The sequence below is a fragment of the Bradyrhizobium sp. B097 genome (assembly GCF_038957035.1).
Lineage (GTDB): Bacteria > Pseudomonadota > Alphaproteobacteria > Rhizobiales > Xanthobacteraceae > Bradyrhizobium.
Map to the genome: position 1 here is coordinate 2,306,998 of NZ_CP152412.1, position 18,310 is coordinate 2,325,307.

Here is an 18,310-nt window from a genome sequence, read left to right on the forward strand (position 1 = left end):
CGCGCGTCATCCTCGCGCGGCGGCGAGCTCGCGGTAGAGCGCGGCGTAGCGGCCGGCGCGATTGTGCCAGGAGACATCGGTGGCCATGCCGGCCTGCTGCAGCCGGCGCCAGGTCACCTTGTCGTTGAACAGCAGGTTCGCTGTGCGCAAGCCATGGGCGAGCGCTTCCGAGGTCACGGGTGCAAACTTGACGCCGGTCGCAGCACTGCCGGTGACCGCGGCTTCGTCGAAGCCCAGCACGGTGTCGGCAAGGCCGCCGACATTGGCAACGATCGGGACCGCGCCGTAGCGCAGCGCGCAGAGTTGGGTGAGGCCGCACGGCTCGAACCGCGACGGCACCGCAAGCGCATCGGAGCCTGCCTGGATCAGATGCGCCAGCGCCTCGTCATAGCCGATCACCACCGCGATCCGCCCGGGATTGTCGCGCGCCAGCGCGGCGTAGCGATCCTGCAGATCGCGATCGCCGCTGCCGAGCAGCGCGAGCTGAATGCCTTCGCCGAGCAATGTCGGAATGTTCTCCAGCAGCAGGTCGAGACCCTTCTGCCATGACAGCCGGCTGATGACGCCGAGCAGCATCGCATCCGGCGCCGGCTCGAGCCCGAACCGCCGTTGCAGCGCCGCCTTGTTGGCCGCGCGCTCCGCGATTTGCCCGACGCTGAAGCGCGCCGCGATGGCGGGATCGGTGGCCGGATTCCACACATCGATGTCGATGCCGTTGAGGATGCCGCTCAGCACGTCGGAGCGTTCGCGCAGCAGGCCGCCGAGCCCCATGCCGCCTTCGTCGCTCTGGATCTCCTGCGCATAGGTCGGCGACACCGTGGTGATGCGGTCGGCGAATTGCAGGCCGGCCTTCAAGAGACTGATGGTGCCGTAATATTCGACGCCGTGGAGCGAATAGGCCTCGCCCGGCAGGCCGAACGCAGCCAGCATGTCCGGCGAGAATTGTCCCTGATAGGCAAGGTTGTGCACGGTCATCACCGTGCCCGGCCGCGGTTGTGCGCCATAATGCAGATAGGCCGGCGCGAGCCCGGCCTGCCAGTCATGCGCGTGCACGATGTCGGGGGCGAAGCTCTCGATCGCACCCCGCCCGATTTCGGCCGCCATCCGCGACAGCGCCGCAAAGCGGATGCCGTTGTCGGGCCAGTCGCGTCCGTCGGGACCGAGATAGGGATTGCCGGGGCGCGCATAGAGATGCGGCGCGTCGAGCGCAACGAGATCGAGGCCGTCATGGGTGCCGCCGAGCACGCGGATCGGCCCGCCGTAAAATTCTCCCCAGTTCAGCAGCGTTTCCGCGGAGGCCAGCGCCTTGAGCACATCGGGATAGCCGGGCACCAGCGTCCGCGTCGCGACGCCGTGCTGCTTCAGCGCCGCCGGCAGCGCGCCGACCACGTCGGCGAGGCCGCCGGTCTTGACGATCGGGTAGACTTCCGAGGCGACCGCGAGGACGCGCATCGGCGTCATGTCGGGAGCCTGTCGATCATCGGTTGCGTGATCAGCGTGATCCCGTTCTCGGTGGTGCGGAATCGCTTGCCGTCGAACTCGGGATCCTCGCCGACCACGAGCCCTTCCGGAATCCGCACGCCGCGATCGATCACGACGTTTCTGAGCCGCGCGCCGCGGCCGACATTCACATAGGGCATGATCACCGCGTTCTCGACATTGGCGTAGGAATTGACGTGGACGCCGGTGAACAACAGGGACCGGCGCAGCGCCGCGCCCGAGATGATGCAGGCGCCCGAGACCAGCGAGGTGACGGCCTGGCCGCGCCGTCCGTCCTCGTCATGCACGAACTTGGCGGGCGGGGTGATCTCGGCATAGGTCCAGATCGGCCAGGCGCGGTCGTAGAGATCGAGCTCCGGCACGACGTCGGTGAGATCGATGTTGGCGCCCCAATAGGCGTCGACGGTGCCGACGTCGCGCCAGTAGGAGCGGGGATCGTCGCCGGAGCGGACACAGGAATCGTTGAACTGATGCGCCACCGCGCGGCCGTGCTTGACGATATAGGGAATGATGTCCCTGCCGAAATCATGGTTGGAATTCGGATCGGCGGCATCGCGGCGCAATTCATCGAACAGGAATTGCGAGTCGAACACGTAGATGCCCATGCTGGCGAGCGACTTGTCGGGCTTGCCGGGCATCGGCGGCGGATCGGCCGGCTTCTCCAGGAACGACTGGATCAGGCCGTTGTCGTCGACATGCATGATGCCGAAGCCGCTGGATTCGGTGCGCGGCATTTCGAGGCAGCCGACCGTGACGTCGGCGCCGCTCTCGACATGCTGCTTCAGCATCACCTCGTAGTCCATCTTGTAAATATGGTCGCCGGCCAGCACCAGGATGTACTTGGTGCCGTGCGCCTCGAGGATATCGATGTTCTGGTACACCGCGTCCGCCGTGCCGAGATACCAGTTGGTCTCGGAGACGCGCTGGCTTGCGGGCAGGATGTCAAAGCTCTCGTTTCGTTCCGGGCGGAAGAAGTTCCAGCCGCCTTGCAGATGCCGGATCAGGCTGTGCGCCTTGTACTGGGTCGCCACCGCGATGCGGCGGATGCCTGAGTTCACGGCGTTGGACAGCGCGAAATCGATGATGCGGGACTTGCCGCCGAAATACACCGCCGGTTTGGCGCGTCTGTCGGTCAGCTCCTGAAGTCTGCTGCCGCGTCCGCCGGCCAGCACATAGGCGAGGGCGTGACGCGACAATGGTTCATTTCCGACTGATCTCATGGTCATCCTCCCAGAACTTCAGGCTGGCCCCGCTACCTTCTCTTGTCCGGAAGGCCTGATCGGGCGCCAACGGGGCCGATTGGAACGTTAGCAAGCGCGCCCCGGTTGGGCAAAGCGGGATGGCGGATTTTCGTTCCCCGAATCCCGGCCGCTGAAGATCGGGGTTGCGGGCTGGTTAAGGCTATTGACGGCGCGCGATTTCGGCCTAGAGCAAGCCTGCGCATTTACTGCCCAAGGCCGGCATCTCATGACAGTTTCTTCCGTCACACCCCAAACCATCCGCACAACGCTGCTGTTGCGCCAGGAGATCGCGCTGCTCGATGTCAGGCACGAGGCCGAATTCGCCACCGGCCATCCGCTGTTTGCCGCCAACATGGCGGCCGGCCGGATCGCGCTCGAAGCCGAGCTGCGACTGCCGCGCAAGGACGTGCCGATCGTTCTCTATGACAATGGCGAGGGACTGGTCGCCGCCGCGGCCGGCGCGTTGCAGGCGCTGGGCTACAGCAACGTTGCGGCGCTCGCGGGCGGCTTGCAGAGCTGGAAGGCGGCCGGCTACGAGGTATTTGAGGACGTCAATTCCTACGCCAAGGCCTTCGGCGAACTCGTCGAGTCGCGCAGGCACACGCCCTCGCTGAGCGCCGACGAGGTCGCCGCGTTGATTTCAGACAAGGCCAACATCGCGATCCTCGATGTTCGTCGTTTCGACGAATACGCCACCATGAATATCCCGGGCTCGGTCAGCGTGCCCGGCGCGGAGTTGGTGCTGCGCGCAGGGAGCGCGGCACCCGATCCCGACACCACCATCATCGTCAACTGCGCCGGCCGCACCCGCTCGATCATCGGCGCGCAGTCGCTGATCAATGCCGGGCTGCCGAACAAGGTGCGGGCGCTGCGCAACGGCACGATCGGCTGGACGCTTGCGAAACACGAGCTCGAACATGGCGCCGGCAAGCGCGGCGGTGTCGGGCCGTTCGAAGGTGCCGCCGACAATGCGCGCGACGTCGCCTATCGCGCCGGCGTCCGCCGCATCGCCGCGGCTGAATTCGCGGCGCTGGAAAAGGACGCACACCACACGCTGTATCGCTTCGACGTCCGCGACGCCGAGGAGTACGCCGCCGGTCATCTGGCCGGCTTCCGGCATTATGCCGGCGGCCAGCTGGTGCAGGAAATCGACATGGCCGCTCCGGTGCGCGGTGCCCGCATCGTGCTGACCGACGACCGGAATATCCGCGCCGACATGACGGCGTCCTGGCTCGCGCAGATGGGCTGGGAGGTCTATGTGCTCGACGGTGGCTATGACGGTCCGCTGGAAGTGGGGCCGCCGCGCGTCGTGCCGCGGCCCGATCCCGCGCATCGTTACCGCCGTCCCTATGAAGGCACCGGCGTCGCCGAGCAGGCGATGCAGGCCTATCTCGATTGGGAGTACGGCCTGGTGGACCAGCTGCGCCGCGACGGCACGCACGGGTTTTACGTGATCTAGCCGATGACATGGTGACGGCGGCGCGACCGCATCGGTGCCGAGTTGCTGGGGCACGCCGCCAAAATATCGAAAACAACCCCATGCAAAGTAGCCGGTGGCCGCCGGCGGACACGGCGCCTTGACTCGTCGGGCAACTCAGCGGTATTGTTCTATTATTCAGAAATCGTGCGGACGCACCTCAGCTTGCCGCAGTGTCATCACCCGCGCATGCGGGTGATCCAGTATTCCAGAGACCGTAGTGTTTGAGCCGAGAGGCTGCGGCGTACTGGATCGCCCGGTCGATGACGGGTAATGCATAGCGCAGCCACCATCGAAGCTGTCGTCCCTGCGAAAGCAGGGACCCATACTCCGCGGCGACAGTTGTAGGGGGATTCGTCGTTCGAGCGCTCCATGACCGTTGGCATTTGTGGTTATGGGTCCCTGCTTTCGCAGGGACGACGATGGGGATGGTTCGCGATTCAAGGCGTCACATCACGCGGTGTCATCACCCGCGCATGCGGGTGATCCAGTATTCCAGAGACCGTAGTGCTTGAGGGAGAGGCTGCGGCGTACTGGATCGCCCGGTCCATGTGCGCAATTGCGCACAGGCCGGGCGATGACAGCGGTGGACGAGAATCTACGGCCACGCTCCGGACGACGCTTGCGTCGTTCGTCGCGCGTCGACCTCCCCGCGCAAGCGGGAGAGGTACAACGAGTCAGTGGAGCGAGATCGCGATACTCTTGGTCTTCACTTCGGCAATGCCACCGGCGTCAGCTTGAACGGGCCGGGGTCCTTGCCCTTGTTGTCGCCGATCACGTAGGACAGCTTGCCTTCGGCCACCCAGCCGACATCGCCGACCAGCGTCACCGAGACCGGCTCGGCCAGACCATCCTTGATGGTGTCGATGGTGGCCTCGCTGCCCTTCACCGTGACCTTGTCGAGCTTGCCGTTGCCCTCGATCAGCAGGAAGCCGCCGCCATGGGCGCGTAGCGCGTCGGCGTGATCGAGCGGCCGCGACGGCTTCAGCTCCGTCACGGCGCCGGCCTTGCCGTCCTTCATCTCGATCTTGAACAGCTTTGCCGGGATGAAGGTCGTGACATAGAGGTTGCCGTCGGCGCCGATCGCGATGCCGTCGAGCCCGACGCCGTCCTTGGCCGGGGCGAGTTGCGGATCGGTCGCGAATGTCGCCAGCGCCGTGCCGCCGGGCTTCAGGCTGTAGACGAACGGCGCGAAGGAATCGCTGACATAGGCGGTGCCGTCGGCACCGACCACGATGTCGTTGCAGAACGATTTCGGATCGCTCAAGGCGAAGCTGCCCTTCGGCGCGCCGCTCTTGAGATCGAAGGTCTTCAGCCAGGCGCCCTTGGCGTCGCTCGGCCCCGCGACGCCCATCGCGCTGATGTCGTTGGAGCAGACATAAAGCGTTCCGCTCTTCTCGTCGGCGAGCACGCCCAAGGTCGAGCGGCTGTCGGCGGCACCCGGTTTGACCAGTTGCTCGGCCTTGCCGCCGGAGATCTTGGTCACGCCGCCATGGTTGAAGCTGCCGACATAAAGCGTGCCGTCGGAGGTCGAGGTCACGCTCTCCGGAAAACTCTTGTCGGGAACCCCGACCGGAGCCGTTTCGGCGTGCGCCGCGCCGGCTATGCCAAGCGCAAGGATGATGGAAGCAGCGCCCGCTAGACTCCTATTTTGACGCGTTTTCTTCACGCGAACCGGTATCCACTTCGCTCGAAAACGCTCCAGAGATGCGCGGCGGATCTTGAGCAGTTCTCCCGTTGCGCGCGGATATCCCGCGTCGCCTTTCTTTTTTATCATGATCGCGTTTCCTCAATGAACCTGGTTGGACCAGGCAGGAATTGTGAGGCGATCGTCTCCGGTCGATGGTTGTCTGCAGGGTTCCCGACCGGATTGTTCACCCGCCTGCCTTGTCGTCTCGATATATACGATAGTATATAGCGAGAGGAAAGCTGTAGAGAGGGAAGCAGCGAGCGCCGGAGGCGCGTCATGGAACGAGAATTGGCGTCACGTCACCAATGCGTGTGCTGCGCTGGCGTCATCGACGGGCTCGCCGACGATGGCGCGATCGGGCTCGAACCACGGATCGGCTTGTTTACCGATGAGTGTGTGTTCGTCTGCAACGAATGCACCGCGAGCCTGATCGCGGCCGCAGCAGGGCGCAGGCAAGAGACGGTTCGGCGGAGGTCGTAAGGCGGGATGTTTTCACCCCGTCATTGCGAGGAGCGCAAGCGACGAAGCAATCCATCTGTCCCCTTGCGGAGAAATGGATTGCTTCGCTCGCAATGACGGAACCAGTGACTGATCTCAGTCCGGGCTAAACGCGTCGTACACCAGCTTCCTGAACGCCGGCGTGATGCGCTGGCGTTCGTTCTGGGTCTGCTCGAGCATGATGTAGATCATGTCGAGCTTCGGATCGACGCCGAAATAGGTGCCGCTGCCGCTGTCCCATTTCAATTCGCCGATCGAGCCGGGCGGCGGCGGCTTGGCGATGCCGGGATCGGTGCGCACGGCGATGCCGTAGCCATAGCCAAAACCGTCGCCGGGAAAGTACCAATAGTCGCGGCCGACGCCGGAGCCCGGTCCGATATGGTCCGTCGTCATGGTCTTGAAGGCGGCAGGGCTGAGATAGCGCTTGCCGTCGAGCTCGCCGCCGTTAAGCAGCATCTGCGCGAAGCGCGCATAATCGAGGATGGTCGACACCAGGCCGCCGCCGCCGGATTCCCACTCCGGAAGCGCGCGCCGGTCGTTCTCCCCCGCGATCAGGATCGTGTCCGACGGCAGCGGCTCGGCCAGCCGCGTCCGTTCGGTCTCCGCATCGAGCACGTATCTGGTGTCGTTCATCTTCAGGGGATCGAAGATGCGCTCCTTCTCGAACTGATAGAGCGTCTTGCCCGCGACGATCTCGATCACCCGACCGAGCACGTCGGTGGAATGACCGTAGCGCCACATCGTGCCCGGCTGCCGCGACAGCGGCAGCTTGGCGAGCCGCGCCACGAATTCCTTGTTGTCGAACTTGCCGTCGAACAGATGTCCTGCGCGGTAGAGCTTCTGGATCCAGTCGGCGCCGATATATTCGTAGGTGATGCCCGAGGTATGCCGCATCAGGTCCTCGATCGTGACCGGGCGGATCGGCGGCACCAGCTCGAGCTTGCTGAGATCGTTGCCGCCATCCGGCTCGATGCCGACCTTCACGTCGGCGAACGCCGGAATGTATTTCGACAGCGGATCCTGCGGCGACAGCCTGCCTTCGTCGACCAGCATCATCGCGGCGGTGTTGGTGATCGGCTTGGTCATCGAATGCAGCGCGAACATGGTGTCCGGCCGCATCGGCGATTTGGTGGTGACGTCGCGATAGCCGAAGGTCTTGAGATAGACCGGCTTGCCGTGCTGCTGGATCAGGATGGCGGCGCCCGGAATTTTTCCTGTCGCAACCTCGTTGTCGAAGAACGCGGTGATGCGTTCGAGCTTCTCCGGCGACGGGGCTGGGGCATCGGTGGCGCGGGCCACGCTTGATGTGACAAGTGCAAGACAGAAGATCGCGGTCGCAGCCCGACGAAGCGTCCGCACGGCAAGCCGCGCTGCCGGATCATATTTGCACGACATTGAAAAGCCCGCCCCTGCCTGATGCCCTGAACGCCGCAGTTTTAGCGCAGGCGCCCCCGCACCATAATCATTTTCGGGCGAGTTTATTCCCTAACGATGGTCGAAATTCATACAATTTGCGTGGCGCCGACCGGCGTGCGCACGGCATTCGACAGCACCTGCAGCGCTTGGCTCAGTTCGGCACGATTGCGCGCGGCGCCCAGCGAGACGCGCAGGCCGCGCGGCGCGGCATCGCCTGCCGCAAAGGCATCTTCGCCGACCACGGCAAGGCCATTGCGCATCAGATGCGACAGCAGGTCGGTCCCGTCGAAGTGTTTCGGCAACGGCATCCAGAGATGGTGGCTCGCCGGCCGCGCCGCATAGCTGACACCCTTGAGGAAGCGGGCCGCAAGCTGCTGGCGCGCGACCGCCTCGTTGCGGATGGCGCGGATGATGTCGGTCGCGACACCGGAGCGCAGCCATTGCGTGACCAGCGCGACCATCAGCGATGGCGGCATCTGCATGGTGGCCTGCATACCGGCGCGCATCCGCTGCTCGGCGCTGGCATCGGGCGCCAGCAGATAGGCGACGCGCAAGGCCGGCGCGATGCATTTGGCGATACTCGCGGCGAGGTAGGTGCGTTCTGGAATCAGGGTGGCGATCGGCGCCACCTGCGGTTCGAGCGGGCCGTAAACGTCGTCCTCGATCAGGACGCAGCCGCGCTTCCGGATGATATCGGCGATCGCCTTGCGTCGCGCCGCGTCCATCGTCGCCGTGGTCGGGTTCTGCTGTGTCGGCACCAGATACACCGCCTTCGGCTTGTGCTTGCGGCAGGCGTCGTCGAGAGCGTCGGGTCTGGCGCCTTCAGCGTCCATCGCAACGCCGACCAGGCGGACATCGAGCCGCGCGGCCGCGGCCTTGATGCCGGGAAACGTCAACGCCTCCGTCAGCACGACATCGCCCGGCGAAGTCAGCGCCAGCAAGGCGTTGAAGATGATCGCCTGCGATCCCGGATAGATCACGATCCGCTCGGCCGATGCCTGCGGCACGCGCGGCGCGAGCCACGCGGCGCCGGCGTCGCGTTCGTCCGCGGTGCCGCCGGGACGCGCATAGCCGAGATAGGCTGAAAATCCGGCCTCGGAGCGGATGGTGGCAAGTCCCTGCGCGATCCGCAGGTCGAGATTGGCCTCGACCGGCTGCGGCGGCAGGTTCATCGACAGGTCGATGTTGACGGGGGCGGGCAGGTCGGACGCTGCGCGCGCCGTGGTCTCCGAGACGAAAGTGCCTTGGCCGACCCGGGCGTCGAGCAGCCCGCGCCGCCGCGCCTCGCCATAGGCGCGCGTCACCGTGGTGAGATCGATATCGAGCGCCGACGCCAGCGCACGGTGGGTCGGCAGCCGCTGGCCGCGGACCAGCCGGCCGCTTGCGATATCTGCGGCGAGCGCATCGACGATGCGCAGGAACATCGGGCCGTGCCATTCCGAAACTGTAGGGATCCAATCCATGCAATCCGACGCTTTGTCTTTGATTGTATGCTCTAGAATTCATATTGTATGGATCATCAGATCAGGTCAAGGACGATGGTCATGACGGAGACAGTTTCCCTTCCCAAGGCAATGTGGCGCGGCTTCACGATGAAGTGCCCCAACTGCGGGCGCGGCCATCTGTTCGGCCGCTTCCTCAAGGTGGCGGATCATTGCGAGGTCTGCGGCGAGGACTTCACCCCGCAGCGCGCGGACGATTTCCCGGCCTATCTCGTGATCGTCGTGGTCGGCCACGTCGTGGTGCCGGCGCTGCTCTGGATGGAAATGACCTACGCGCCGCCGGCCTGGCTGCAACTGGCGATCTGGCTGCCGTTCACCCTGTTCAGCGCGCTCGGGCTGCTGCAGCCGACCAAGGGCGCGATCGTCGGCCTGCAATGGCAGCTCGGGATGGAGGGATTCGCGGCGACGCGGCGTGCAGCGGCGCCGGTGCGGGCGCGAAGCAATGCCGGACGGGCTCGCGGAGCCTGACGCGATCTTGGAATCGTAGCCCGGATGAGCGAAGCGACATCCGGGAACAGTGGTCCCGCATATCGCTTCGCTCATGCGGGCTACAGCGCTGCAACGAAATTAGAATCGTAGCCCGGATGAAGCGAAGCGAAATCCGGGCTACGGGTTCATCAAATCGGATGATGATGCGGCCGGAACATGCGGCCCTTCTCCGTCACCAGCACCACGGCGAGCGCGGCCAGCGTGCAGAGGAAGAAGCCGGTCGCGAACGGCAGCAGCGTGCCGTCATAGTCCTGCCCGATCGTGGTGCCGACGCCGATCCCGAGCAGCGTGGTGATGGTGCCGTAGAGCGACGACGCGGTGCCGGCGATCTTGCCCTGCGGCTCCATCGCGAGCGCGGTGAAGTTCGCCATCATCAGCCCGAACGCAAACATCATCAGGCCGGCCAGCACCATGAACAGCGGCAGCGACAACGTGTCGGTCTTCACCGCGAGGAACAGCGCGCCGGCGACGACGGCAAAACCGGTCAGCGCGGCGTGCGAGATCACCCGCATGCCGATGCGGCCGACGATGCGCGAATTGAGGAAGCCGGCGATCGCGACGCCGACGGCGCAAGCCGCGAAAGCAACCGGGAAGTAATGTCCGAGCTTGAAGACCTCGGTGAAGATCTGCTGCGACGAGAACACGAAGGCAAACAGCGAGCCCTGCACGCCGCCGGCGGCGAGCGCGTAGCCGAGCGTCTGGCGGTTGGTGACGGTCTGGCGAAACGCGGAGAGCACCTCGGGGATCGCCAGCGACTTGCGCAGTTCGAGCGGCAGCGTTTCCGGCATCCGCATCGCGCTCCATGCCAGCGCGATCACGCCGTAGATCATCAAGAGCACGAAGATGCCGCGCCAGTGCGTCAGCAGCATCACCGCCTGGCCGAATGACGGCGCGATGACAGGCACCGCGATGAACACCATCATCGCCAGCGACATCACGCTCGCCATCCGCCGTCCGGCATAGCAGTCGCGCACGATCGAGGTTGCGATCACGCGGGTCGCCGCGGTGCCGAGCCCTTGCAGTGCGCGCGCCAAGAGCAGCGTCTCGAACGAGGGCGCCATGATCGCGAGCAGGCCGGCGATGGTGTAGACGGTCATGCCGCCGAGCAGCACCGGGCGGCGGCCGAAGCGGTCCGACAGCGGGCCCATCACGAACTGGCCGACGCCGAAGCCGACCAGGAAGATCGACAGCACCATCTGCGGACGGTTGGCGTCGGCGATCTGGAACGCGGACCGGATGTTCGGCAGCGCCGGCAGCATCATGTCCATCGCCAGCGGGTTGAGCGCCATGATGGAGGCGATGACGACGACGAATTCCGGAAAGCCCATCGGGCGGTGGCCTGAGGACACCCAGGCATCGGCATTGATGTCAGACACTTAAAACCTCTTGGAGACTCCCAGCATAGCGGTCTTGCTGCATTGCACAATCGGCGTTTTGGGATGGGAGACCGTCGGCGGCGGGTGAGGTAGCCGGGTCATGGAACCGGCCCCAGGCTATTGGTTGGTGCGTTATCGTTGCTGCTGCAACTATTTTACTCGTCCCGCGCCGGAAGCTCTGCTATCCCGGTACCAGCATCCGTGCGGGACAGGCGCATCGCGGCCGATCATGCCCGTACGGCCAAAAAACGGGTTTGGGGAGGCCACATGTCCATCGAAATCTCCGCGCGCTCGCGCGGCGCGACGCTGTCCGATGAGGAGCGCAAGGTCCTCACCGCAACGCTCGTCGGCACCACGATCGAGTGGTACGACTTCTTCGTCTACGCCCAGGCGGCAGGCCTGGTGTTCGGCGCGCTGTTCTTCGCACCGATGAATGCGAACAATCCGCTGCTGGCGCAGATCGTCTCGTTCGCGACGCTCGGCCTCTCCTTCCTGTTCCGTCCGCTCGGGGCCATCGTCTGCGGCCATCTCGGCGACCGCTTCGGGCGCAAGAACATGCTGGTCGTCACGCTGCTCTTGATGGGCGCTGCGACCGCGCTGGTCGGCCTCTTGCCGACCTACGCGCAGATCGGCGCCTGGGCGCCGGCACTCCTGATTCTTCTCCGCATCCTGCAGGGCTTCTCGGCCGGCGGCGAGTGGGGCGGCGCGGCGCTGATGTCGGTGGAATCAGCACCTTGCGACAAGCGCAGCTTCTTCGGCTCGTTCCCGCAGATCGGCACGCCGCTCGGCATGATCCTGGCAACCGGCGTGTTGTGGGCGCTGACCGCGACGCTCGGCAAGCAGGCGATGATCGAATGGGGCTGGCGGATTCCGTTCCTGCTCTCGATCCTCCTGATCGTCGTCGGCATCATGATCCGCCGCACGGTCGAAGAGTCCCCGGTGTTCCTGGCGATGCAGCGCCGGCACAAGGAATCCTCCGCGCCGCTGCGCGAGCTGATGCGTAATCACAGCAAGGAAATCCTGCGCACCGCGTTGATCTTCATGGCCAACAATGCGGCCGGTTACATCCTGATCGCGTTCATCATCAGCTACGGCACCAACACGCTGAAGATGCCGTCGGAGCAGCTGTTGCTGATCGGCACGCTGGCGGCGGTGAGCTGGTTCATCTTCACGCTGCTCGGCGGCATCCTCGGCGACAAGATCGGCCGCGTGCGCTGCTTCCAGATCGGCTACGGGCTGATGGTGCTGTGGGCAGTGCCGATGTGGTTTTTGATCGACAGCAAGAACCTGCTGCTGTTCTTCGTCGGCGCGGTCGGCCTCACCATCGCGCTCGGCCTGTCCTATGGCCCGCAGGCGGCGCTCTATGCCGAGCTGTTTCCGGCCAAGGTGCGCTATTCCGGGGTCTCGATCGGCTACGCACTCGGCGCCATCTTCGGCGGCGCCTTTGCGCCGATGATCGCGCAATGGATCATCGGCAGCTACGGCCAGTCCTGGCGCGTCGGCGTCTACATCGCGGTGCTGTCGCTGATCTCGCTGATCACGGTGTCGACGATCAAGGATCCGCAGGGCGTCGATCTCAACGTGAATGACGTGGGGGCTTAGCGTTTGCAGCGGCTCCGTCATTGCGAGGAGCGATAGCGACGAAGCAATCCATGGCTCCGCGTATGCCGCACAATGGATTGCTTCGCTTCGCTCGCAATGACGGGGCTCAAGCGCCGAGCATTGCCTTCAGCTTCAGGACCGCGCTGTCGGGCGTCGTCAGCACCTCGCGGCCGGTGACCTCGGCGACGCGCTCGGCCGCCGGGGCCATGCTGTACTGTGCGAGCGCGATCAGATCGCAGTCGCGCAAATCCCTGGCCGCCTCGACCACGATGCGGTCATGCTCGGCGCGGTCGCCGCGATCGAGCGCGGCCAGCGCGCCCTCGGCGAGTTTTGGCACCAGCGTAACCTGCGCTGGAAATTCCGGCGGCATCGACACCAGCGTTGGCGGGAAGGTCGAGAGCAGGCCGATGCGTTTTCCCTTCGCCACCGCCTGTTCGATCATCGCCTCGTTCGGCTTCAGCACCGGCATCGGCGCGTGTGCGTGCGCCACCGCCTCGATGCAGGGCCCGAACGCCGAGCAGGTGAAGAGAATGCCGTCGGCGCCGGTGCTTGCTGCGTAGCGGCCCATGGTGAGGAACCGCTCGGTCATGCGGTCGGAGAGCTTGCCGTCGCGCGCAAGATCGGCCGAGAGGCTGTCGTCGAGCAGGTTCATCAACCGCGCCTCCGGCCAGTGGCGCGCGAACGAGGCTTCGATCGGCACGATCGAGTGCTTCAAGGCGTGAATGAGAGTGATGCGCATGGTCGCTGTTTTCTTCTCCCTCTCCCCGCTCTTTGCGGGGAGAGGGTTGGGGTGAGGGGCTCTATCGTCGTGACAGGTGAGAGGAAAGCATGCGGTGGCTCCCCCTCACCCGGAACGCATCTGGCGATGCGTTCCGACCTCTCCCCGCGAGCGGGGAGAGGTAACAAGAAGCGTCACTTGAACGGGATCGCGTACATCAACCCGCCCTTGCTCCAGGTCGCGTTCAGGCCGCGCTCGAGCTTCAAGGGGCTCGCCTTGCCGACATTGCGCTCGAAGATCTCGCCGTAATTGCCGCCGGCCTTGATCGCCGCGACCAGCCATTTGTTGTCGAGGCCGAGCCGGCTGCCGAGATCGCCGGACGCGCCGAGCAGGCGCTGGATTGCCGGGACCTGCGACTTCGTCATCTCGTCGACATTGGCCTGGGTGACGCCGAGCTCTTCGGCTTCAACGAGGCCGTAGTGCAGCGAGGTGATGATGTCGCTCCAGACCTCGTCGCCGTTGCGGGTGAACGGGCCGAGCGGCTCCTTGCTGATGGTCTGCGGCAGCACGACGTAATCTTCCGCCTTTGGCGCGGCGGTCGCGACCGCGCCTGCGAGCGCCGAAGCGTCCTGGGTCATGGCATCGCAGCGGCCGCCGAAGAAGGTCTGGTACATGGTGTCGGGGCGATCGAACACCAGCGGCTTCCAGTCGATGCCGTTGGCGCGGCCGTAATCGCCGAGCGTCACCTCATGCGTGGTGCCCTGCGCGACGCAGACCGTGGCGCCCTTGAGATCCTTCAGCTCCTTCACGCCGAGGTCCTTCTTCACCACAAAGCCTTGGCCGTCGTAGAAATTGACCGGGCCCTGGCGCAGGCCGAGCGTGGTGCCGCGCAGATAAGTCTGCGTCGAGTTGCGGTAGAGCACGTCGATCTCGCCGGACTGCAGCGCAGTGAAGCGGTTCTGCGCGGTCAGCGCGACGTAGCGCACCTTGGCGGGATCGCCGAGGATGCCTGCGGCGAGCGCGCGGCAGTAATCGACGTCGAGGCCCTTGAAGTTGCCCTGCGAGTCCGGCGCCGAGAAGCCGGCAAAGCCGGTCGAGACGCCGCACACCAGCGTGCCGCGCTGCTTGACGGTGTCGAGCGTCGCCGCGCTTGCGCTCGCGATGCCGGCGACGAGAACAGCTGTCGTGATCAATCCCCTGTACATCTTACTCCTCCCTCATGCTTGAGCATGACCTTCTCGGAAAATCTTCCGGATCATGCTCCGTGACCAATGTCCTTCAACGCGCTGTCGACCGCAGCGCCTAGTCTTTCGACGATCATGTCGATGTCGCCGGAAGTTGCGATATAGGGCGGGGCGAGCAGCACATGGTCGCCGCGCTGGCCATCGGCGGTACCGCCCGACGGATAGCAGCCGAGCCCGCCGGCAAACGCTGTGGACTTGATCCGCTGATGCAGCTTCAGCCTGGGATCGAACGGCTGCCGCGTGCCGCGGTCGGCGACCAGCTCGATCGCCCAGAACAGGCCGCGGCCCCTGATGTCGCCGACATGGCGGTGATTGCCGAAGCGCTCAGTGAGCCGCTGTTCGAGTTGGCGGCCGCGCGCCTTGACCTGGTCGAGCAGCTTCTCCTCGCTGATCACCTTCTGCACTTCGAGCGCAGCGGCGCAGGCGAGCGGATGCGCGAGATAAGTATGGCCGTGCTGGAACGCGCCGGAGCCGTTGCGCACGGTGTCGACGATGGCACCGCTGGCAAGCATCGCGCCGATCGGTTGATAGCCGCCGCCGAGGCCCTTGGCGACGGCCTGGATGTCCGGCGAGATGCCTTCCTGCTCCCAAGCATGCAACGTGCCGGTGCGGCCCATGCCGCACATCACCTCGTCGAGGATCAGGAGCGCGCCATGGCGGTTGCAGATATCGCGCACCGCCCTGAAGTAGCCTTCCGGTGCCGGCACACAGCCGGCGGTGGCGCCGACCACGGGCTCGGCGATGAAGGCGGCAACGTTTTCGGGGCCGAGCCGCTGGAATTCGGCCTCGAGCTCGGCGGCGAGGCGGGCGACGAAGGCGGCCTCCGATTCATGGTCGCGCTTCTCGTGATAGGCGAAGGCCGGGGTGACGTGGCTGAACGCGGGTGACAGCAGCGGCGCATAGGGCTCGCGGCGCCAGGCATTGCCGCCGGCCGACAGCGCGCCGAGCGTGTTGCCGTGATAGCTCTGGCGGCGCGCGATGAAGCGCGCACGCTTCGGCTCGCCGCGCTCGATGAAATATTGCCGCGCCAGCTTGATCGAGGCCTCGATCGCCTCCGACCCGCCGCTGACGAAATAGACATAGCCGAGGCCGCCGGGCTCGTGGCCGACCAGCCGCTCGGCGAGCTCTTCCGCGGGCTCCGACGAGAAGAAGCCGGTATGCGCATAGGCAAGCTTGGACGCCTGCTTTGCGATCGCGGCGAGAATCCGCGGATGCTGATGCCCGAGACAGGACACCGCGGCGCCGCCGGAGGAATCGAGAATGCGGTGGCCGTCCTCCGCGATCAGCCAGACGCCGTCGCCGCCGACCGCTTTCGGCGGGGTTTCGCGCAGGCTGCGATGCATCACGCGGCTCTTGTTGGCTGCCATGACACTCATCCTTTCTCGACAAAGTATTGTGACATCTCGGCGAGGCGGCCCTCGGTCTGCTCGAGCCTGCGCTTGGCACCCGCGCCGCCCAGCGTGAAGGCGACGGCGGCCAGCGACTGGGCGACTGCAATCGCGCCGGTCAGGCTCGGGAAGAAGCCGGGCGAGGAGGCGGCCTCGAACAGCAGGAGATGATCGGCGCCCTCGGCCATCGGCGCGCTGATGGTGTCGGCGATCGCGATCAACGTGGCGCGCGCCTGATGCGCTGCACGCGCGGTTTCGACGCTGACCAGGGTGTAGGGCGCAAAGCCGATCACGACCACGGCGTCGCCTGAGCGGAAGGCGCCATGGTCGAGATCGAACGGGCCGGAACCGCCGACCAGCTGCACGGTGTCGGGGCGGAACAGGCGAAGCTGGTACGTCAACAGTTCCGCAACGCTGCGGCAGCTGCGAAATCCGGTGATCCAGATCCGGTTCGCGGCGTGCAGCGCACGCGCGGCGTCCGCAATCGCGCTCGCGGAAATCCGTGCAAGCCCCGCAGCTTCCGCCTCGATCTTGTCGTGCACCAGCTGGACATCGGCATTCGGCCCGGCGCGGCGGCCCTTGGCGCGGCCGGAGAACGGCGAGGCCTGCGCCGGCCGTCGCGCCTCGGTGAGTGCGGCGCGCAATTCGTCCCAGCCGGAATAGCCGAGCGCCTTGGCAAGACGGGTGAAGGATGCAGGATCGGCGCCGGCGACCGCGGCGAGCTCGCGCATCGAGCGGGTGGTGGCGTCGTAATCATTGGCTGCGACAAAACGCCCGACCTCCTGCAAACGCATCGGCAGCGACGGCAATGCGCTGCACAATTCGTTCAGGGGCGATGGTTTCGGCTGAGCCTGGGCCATGAAACATATGTTGCACGAATATCAATTTGGTGCAACATATGAAGTGCGCAGCCCCGAATACGCTCTTGCGCATGGCAGAAGATCGCTTCTCACTGGGATCCTTGTGCTGTGACGACATCGACGCCGAAACGCTCTCCCGCCCGGGCTCCAAGTCGGTCCTGGCGGCTTTCGCTCAGCGACCCCCGCGTCGCCGGCCTGTTCTGGCAGATCCTGGTGGTCGCCATCGCGGTCGCCATCGTCGCCTGGCTGTGGTCGAACGCGGTCCATAATCTCTCGGTGCGGCGCATCTCGACCGGCTTTGCCTTCCTCGGCCGCGAAGCCGGCATGCCGATCGCGGATTCCTGGATCGATTACTCGCCGAAGAACACCTACCTGCGCGCCTTCATCGTCGGCATCGTCAACACGCTGCGTGTTGCTGTGATTGGCATCGTGCTGGCGACCGTGATCGGCACGCTGGTCGGTATCGCGCGGCTGTCGTCGAACTGGCTGCTGGCGCGGCTCGCTGCCGTCTATGTCGAGGTGCTGCGCGACCTGCCGCTGCTGCTGCAGCTGTTGTTCTGGTACGTGCTGATGCAGGGCCTGCCGGCGGCGCGCCAGGCCTGGAAGCCGGTCGAGGGCGTGTTCCTCTCCAACCGCGGGCTGATCCTGCCGTCGGTCCCGTTGCAGGAGGCCAATTGGTGGACGATCCTGGCGCTGGTCGCAGGCCTCGTCGCGCTCCATCTCGTCAGGCGCCGCCTGATCGCGCAGCAGATGCTCGACGGCAAGGCCCGGCCGGCCTGGCCTTACGCGCTCGGCCTCGTCGTCGCGCTGCCCGCGCTGGTGTCGTGGCTCTCGGGCGCGAGCTGGAGCATCATGCTGCCGGAGCTCCGCGGCTTCAACTTCGTCGGCGGGCTGACCCTGGCGCCGGAATATTTTGCGCTGCTGATCGCGCTCGTCACCTACACCTCGGCGTTCATCGCCGAGATCGTGCGCAGCGGCATCCAGGCGGTGCCGCGCGGGCAGTCCGATGCCGCCAAGGCGCTCGGGCTGAAGCGCAGCTTCGTGTTGCAGCAGATCGTGCTGCCGCAGGCGCTGCGCGTCATCATCCCGCCGATGACCAGCCAGTATCTCAACCTGACCAAGAATTCCTCGCTTGCGGTTGCGGTCGGCTACCAGGACATCGTCTCGATCGCCAACACCACGCTGAACCAGACCGGGCAGGCGATCGAGTCGATCGCGCTGATCATGATGGTGTTCCTTACCATCAGCCTCGGCATCAGCCTGTTCATGAACTGGTACAACGCGCGGATCGCGCTGGTGGAGCGCTGAG

The 18,310-nt window shown here is 65.5% G+C and carries 14 protein-coding genes; 4 read left to right on the plus strand and 10 right to left on the minus strand.

From position 1 onward, the window contains the following. Positions 1–6: 6 nt before the first annotated feature. Both glgA and glgC read right to left on the minus strand, forming a co-directional pair. Positions 7–1,461 (minus strand): glycogen synthase GlgA, encoded by a 1,455-nt coding sequence (gene glgA / locus AAFG07_RS10700; RefSeq protein ID WP_342727236.1) that lies wholly within the window; start codon positions 1,459–1,461, stop codon positions 7–9. Beyond that, positions 1,458–2,720 carry a glucose-1-phosphate adenylyltransferase gene (gene glgC / locus AAFG07_RS10705; protein WP_173641338.1) on the minus strand — a complete coding sequence of 421 codons (1,263 nt, stop codon included), beginning with the start codon at positions 2,718–2,720 and terminating at the stop codon, positions 1,458–1,460. Before glgC ends, glgA begins: the two co-directional genes overlap by 4 nt. Before the next feature lie 247 nt (positions 2,721–2,967). Between glgC and AAFG07_RS10710 the strand changes: the two genes are divergently transcribed. After that, positions 2,968–4,200 carry a rhodanese-like domain-containing protein gene (locus AAFG07_RS10710; RefSeq protein WP_342727237.1) on the plus strand — a complete coding sequence of 411 codons (1,233 nt, stop codon included), beginning with the start codon at positions 2,968–2,970 and terminating at the stop codon, positions 4,198–4,200. Between the two features lie 727 nt (positions 4,201–4,927). On the opposite strand, the gene AAFG07_RS10715 is transcribed toward AAFG07_RS10710, so the two are convergent. From AAFG07_RS10715 to AAFG07_RS10725, 3 genes are all read right to left on the minus strand, one after another. Then, on the minus strand, positions 4,928–5,758 hold the full coding sequence (locus tag AAFG07_RS10715) for a hypothetical protein (protein WP_342727238.1): 831 nt from the start codon (positions 5,756–5,758) through the stop codon (positions 4,928–4,930). A gap of 744 nt (positions 5,759–6,502) precedes the next feature. Beyond that, positions 6,503–7,801 (minus strand): serine hydrolase domain-containing protein, encoded by a 1,299-nt coding sequence (locus tag AAFG07_RS10720; protein ID WP_342727239.1) that lies wholly within the window; start codon positions 7,799–7,801, stop codon positions 6,503–6,505. Between the two features lie 107 nt (positions 7,802–7,908). Beyond that, positions 7,909–9,285 (minus strand): PLP-dependent aminotransferase family protein, encoded by a 1,377-nt coding sequence (locus AAFG07_RS10725; protein WP_342727240.1) that lies wholly within the window; start codon positions 9,283–9,285, stop codon positions 7,909–7,911. An 81-nt stretch (positions 9,286–9,366) separates the two neighbouring features. Between AAFG07_RS10725 and AAFG07_RS10730 the strand changes: the two genes are divergently transcribed. Beyond that, positions 9,367–9,792 carry a DUF983 domain-containing protein gene (locus AAFG07_RS10730; protein ID WP_342727241.1) on the plus strand — a complete coding sequence of 142 codons (426 nt, stop codon included), beginning with the start codon at positions 9,367–9,369 and terminating at the stop codon, positions 9,790–9,792. Positions 9,793–9,941: 149 nt separating this feature from the next. On the opposite strand, the gene AAFG07_RS10735 is transcribed toward AAFG07_RS10730, so the two are convergent. Next, positions 9,942–11,189 carry a multidrug effflux MFS transporter gene (locus tag AAFG07_RS10735; protein ID WP_342727242.1) on the minus strand — a complete coding sequence of 416 codons (1,248 nt, stop codon included), beginning with the start codon at positions 11,187–11,189 and terminating at the stop codon, positions 9,942–9,944. 267 nt (positions 11,190–11,456) lie between these two features. Here AAFG07_RS10735 and AAFG07_RS10740 point away from each other — a divergent pair, with 267 nt between their 5' ends. Next, positions 11,457–12,791, plus strand: a complete 1,335-nt coding sequence (locus tag AAFG07_RS10740; protein WP_342727243.1) for an MFS transporter — start codon at positions 11,457–11,459, stop codon at positions 12,789–12,791. 106 nt (positions 12,792–12,897) lie between these two features. Here AAFG07_RS10740 and AAFG07_RS10745 read toward each other — a convergent pair whose 3' ends face one another. From AAFG07_RS10745 to AAFG07_RS10760, 4 genes are all read right to left on the minus strand, one after another. Then, positions 12,898–13,530, minus strand: coding sequence for an aspartate/glutamate racemase family protein (locus AAFG07_RS10745; protein WP_342727244.1), 633 nt, complete (start codon positions 13,528–13,530; stop codon positions 12,898–12,900). A gap of 173 nt (positions 13,531–13,703) precedes the next feature. Beyond that, entirely contained in the window at positions 13,704–14,714 is a 1,011-nt protein-coding gene (locus AAFG07_RS10750) for an amino acid ABC transporter substrate-binding protein (protein ID WP_342727245.1), read from the minus strand. Between the two features lie 50 nt (positions 14,715–14,764). Further along, entirely contained in the window at positions 14,765–16,120 is a 1,356-nt protein-coding gene (locus AAFG07_RS10755; RefSeq protein ID WP_342727246.1) for an aspartate aminotransferase family protein, read from the minus strand. A 5-nt stretch (positions 16,121–16,125) separates the two neighbouring features. Further along, positions 16,126–17,001: a MurR/RpiR family transcriptional regulator gene (locus AAFG07_RS10760; protein ID WP_342727247.1), complete on the minus strand. Its 876-nt coding sequence runs from the start codon at positions 16,999–17,001 to the stop codon at positions 16,126–16,128. A gap of 195 nt (positions 17,002–17,196) precedes the next feature. Here AAFG07_RS10760 and AAFG07_RS10765 point away from each other — a divergent pair, with 195 nt between their 5' ends. After that, positions 17,197–18,309, plus strand: coding sequence for an ABC transporter permease subunit (locus AAFG07_RS10765; protein ID WP_342729119.1), 1,113 nt, complete (start codon positions 17,197–17,199; stop codon positions 18,307–18,309). The last annotated feature ends 1 nt before the right edge of the window (position 18,310 follow it).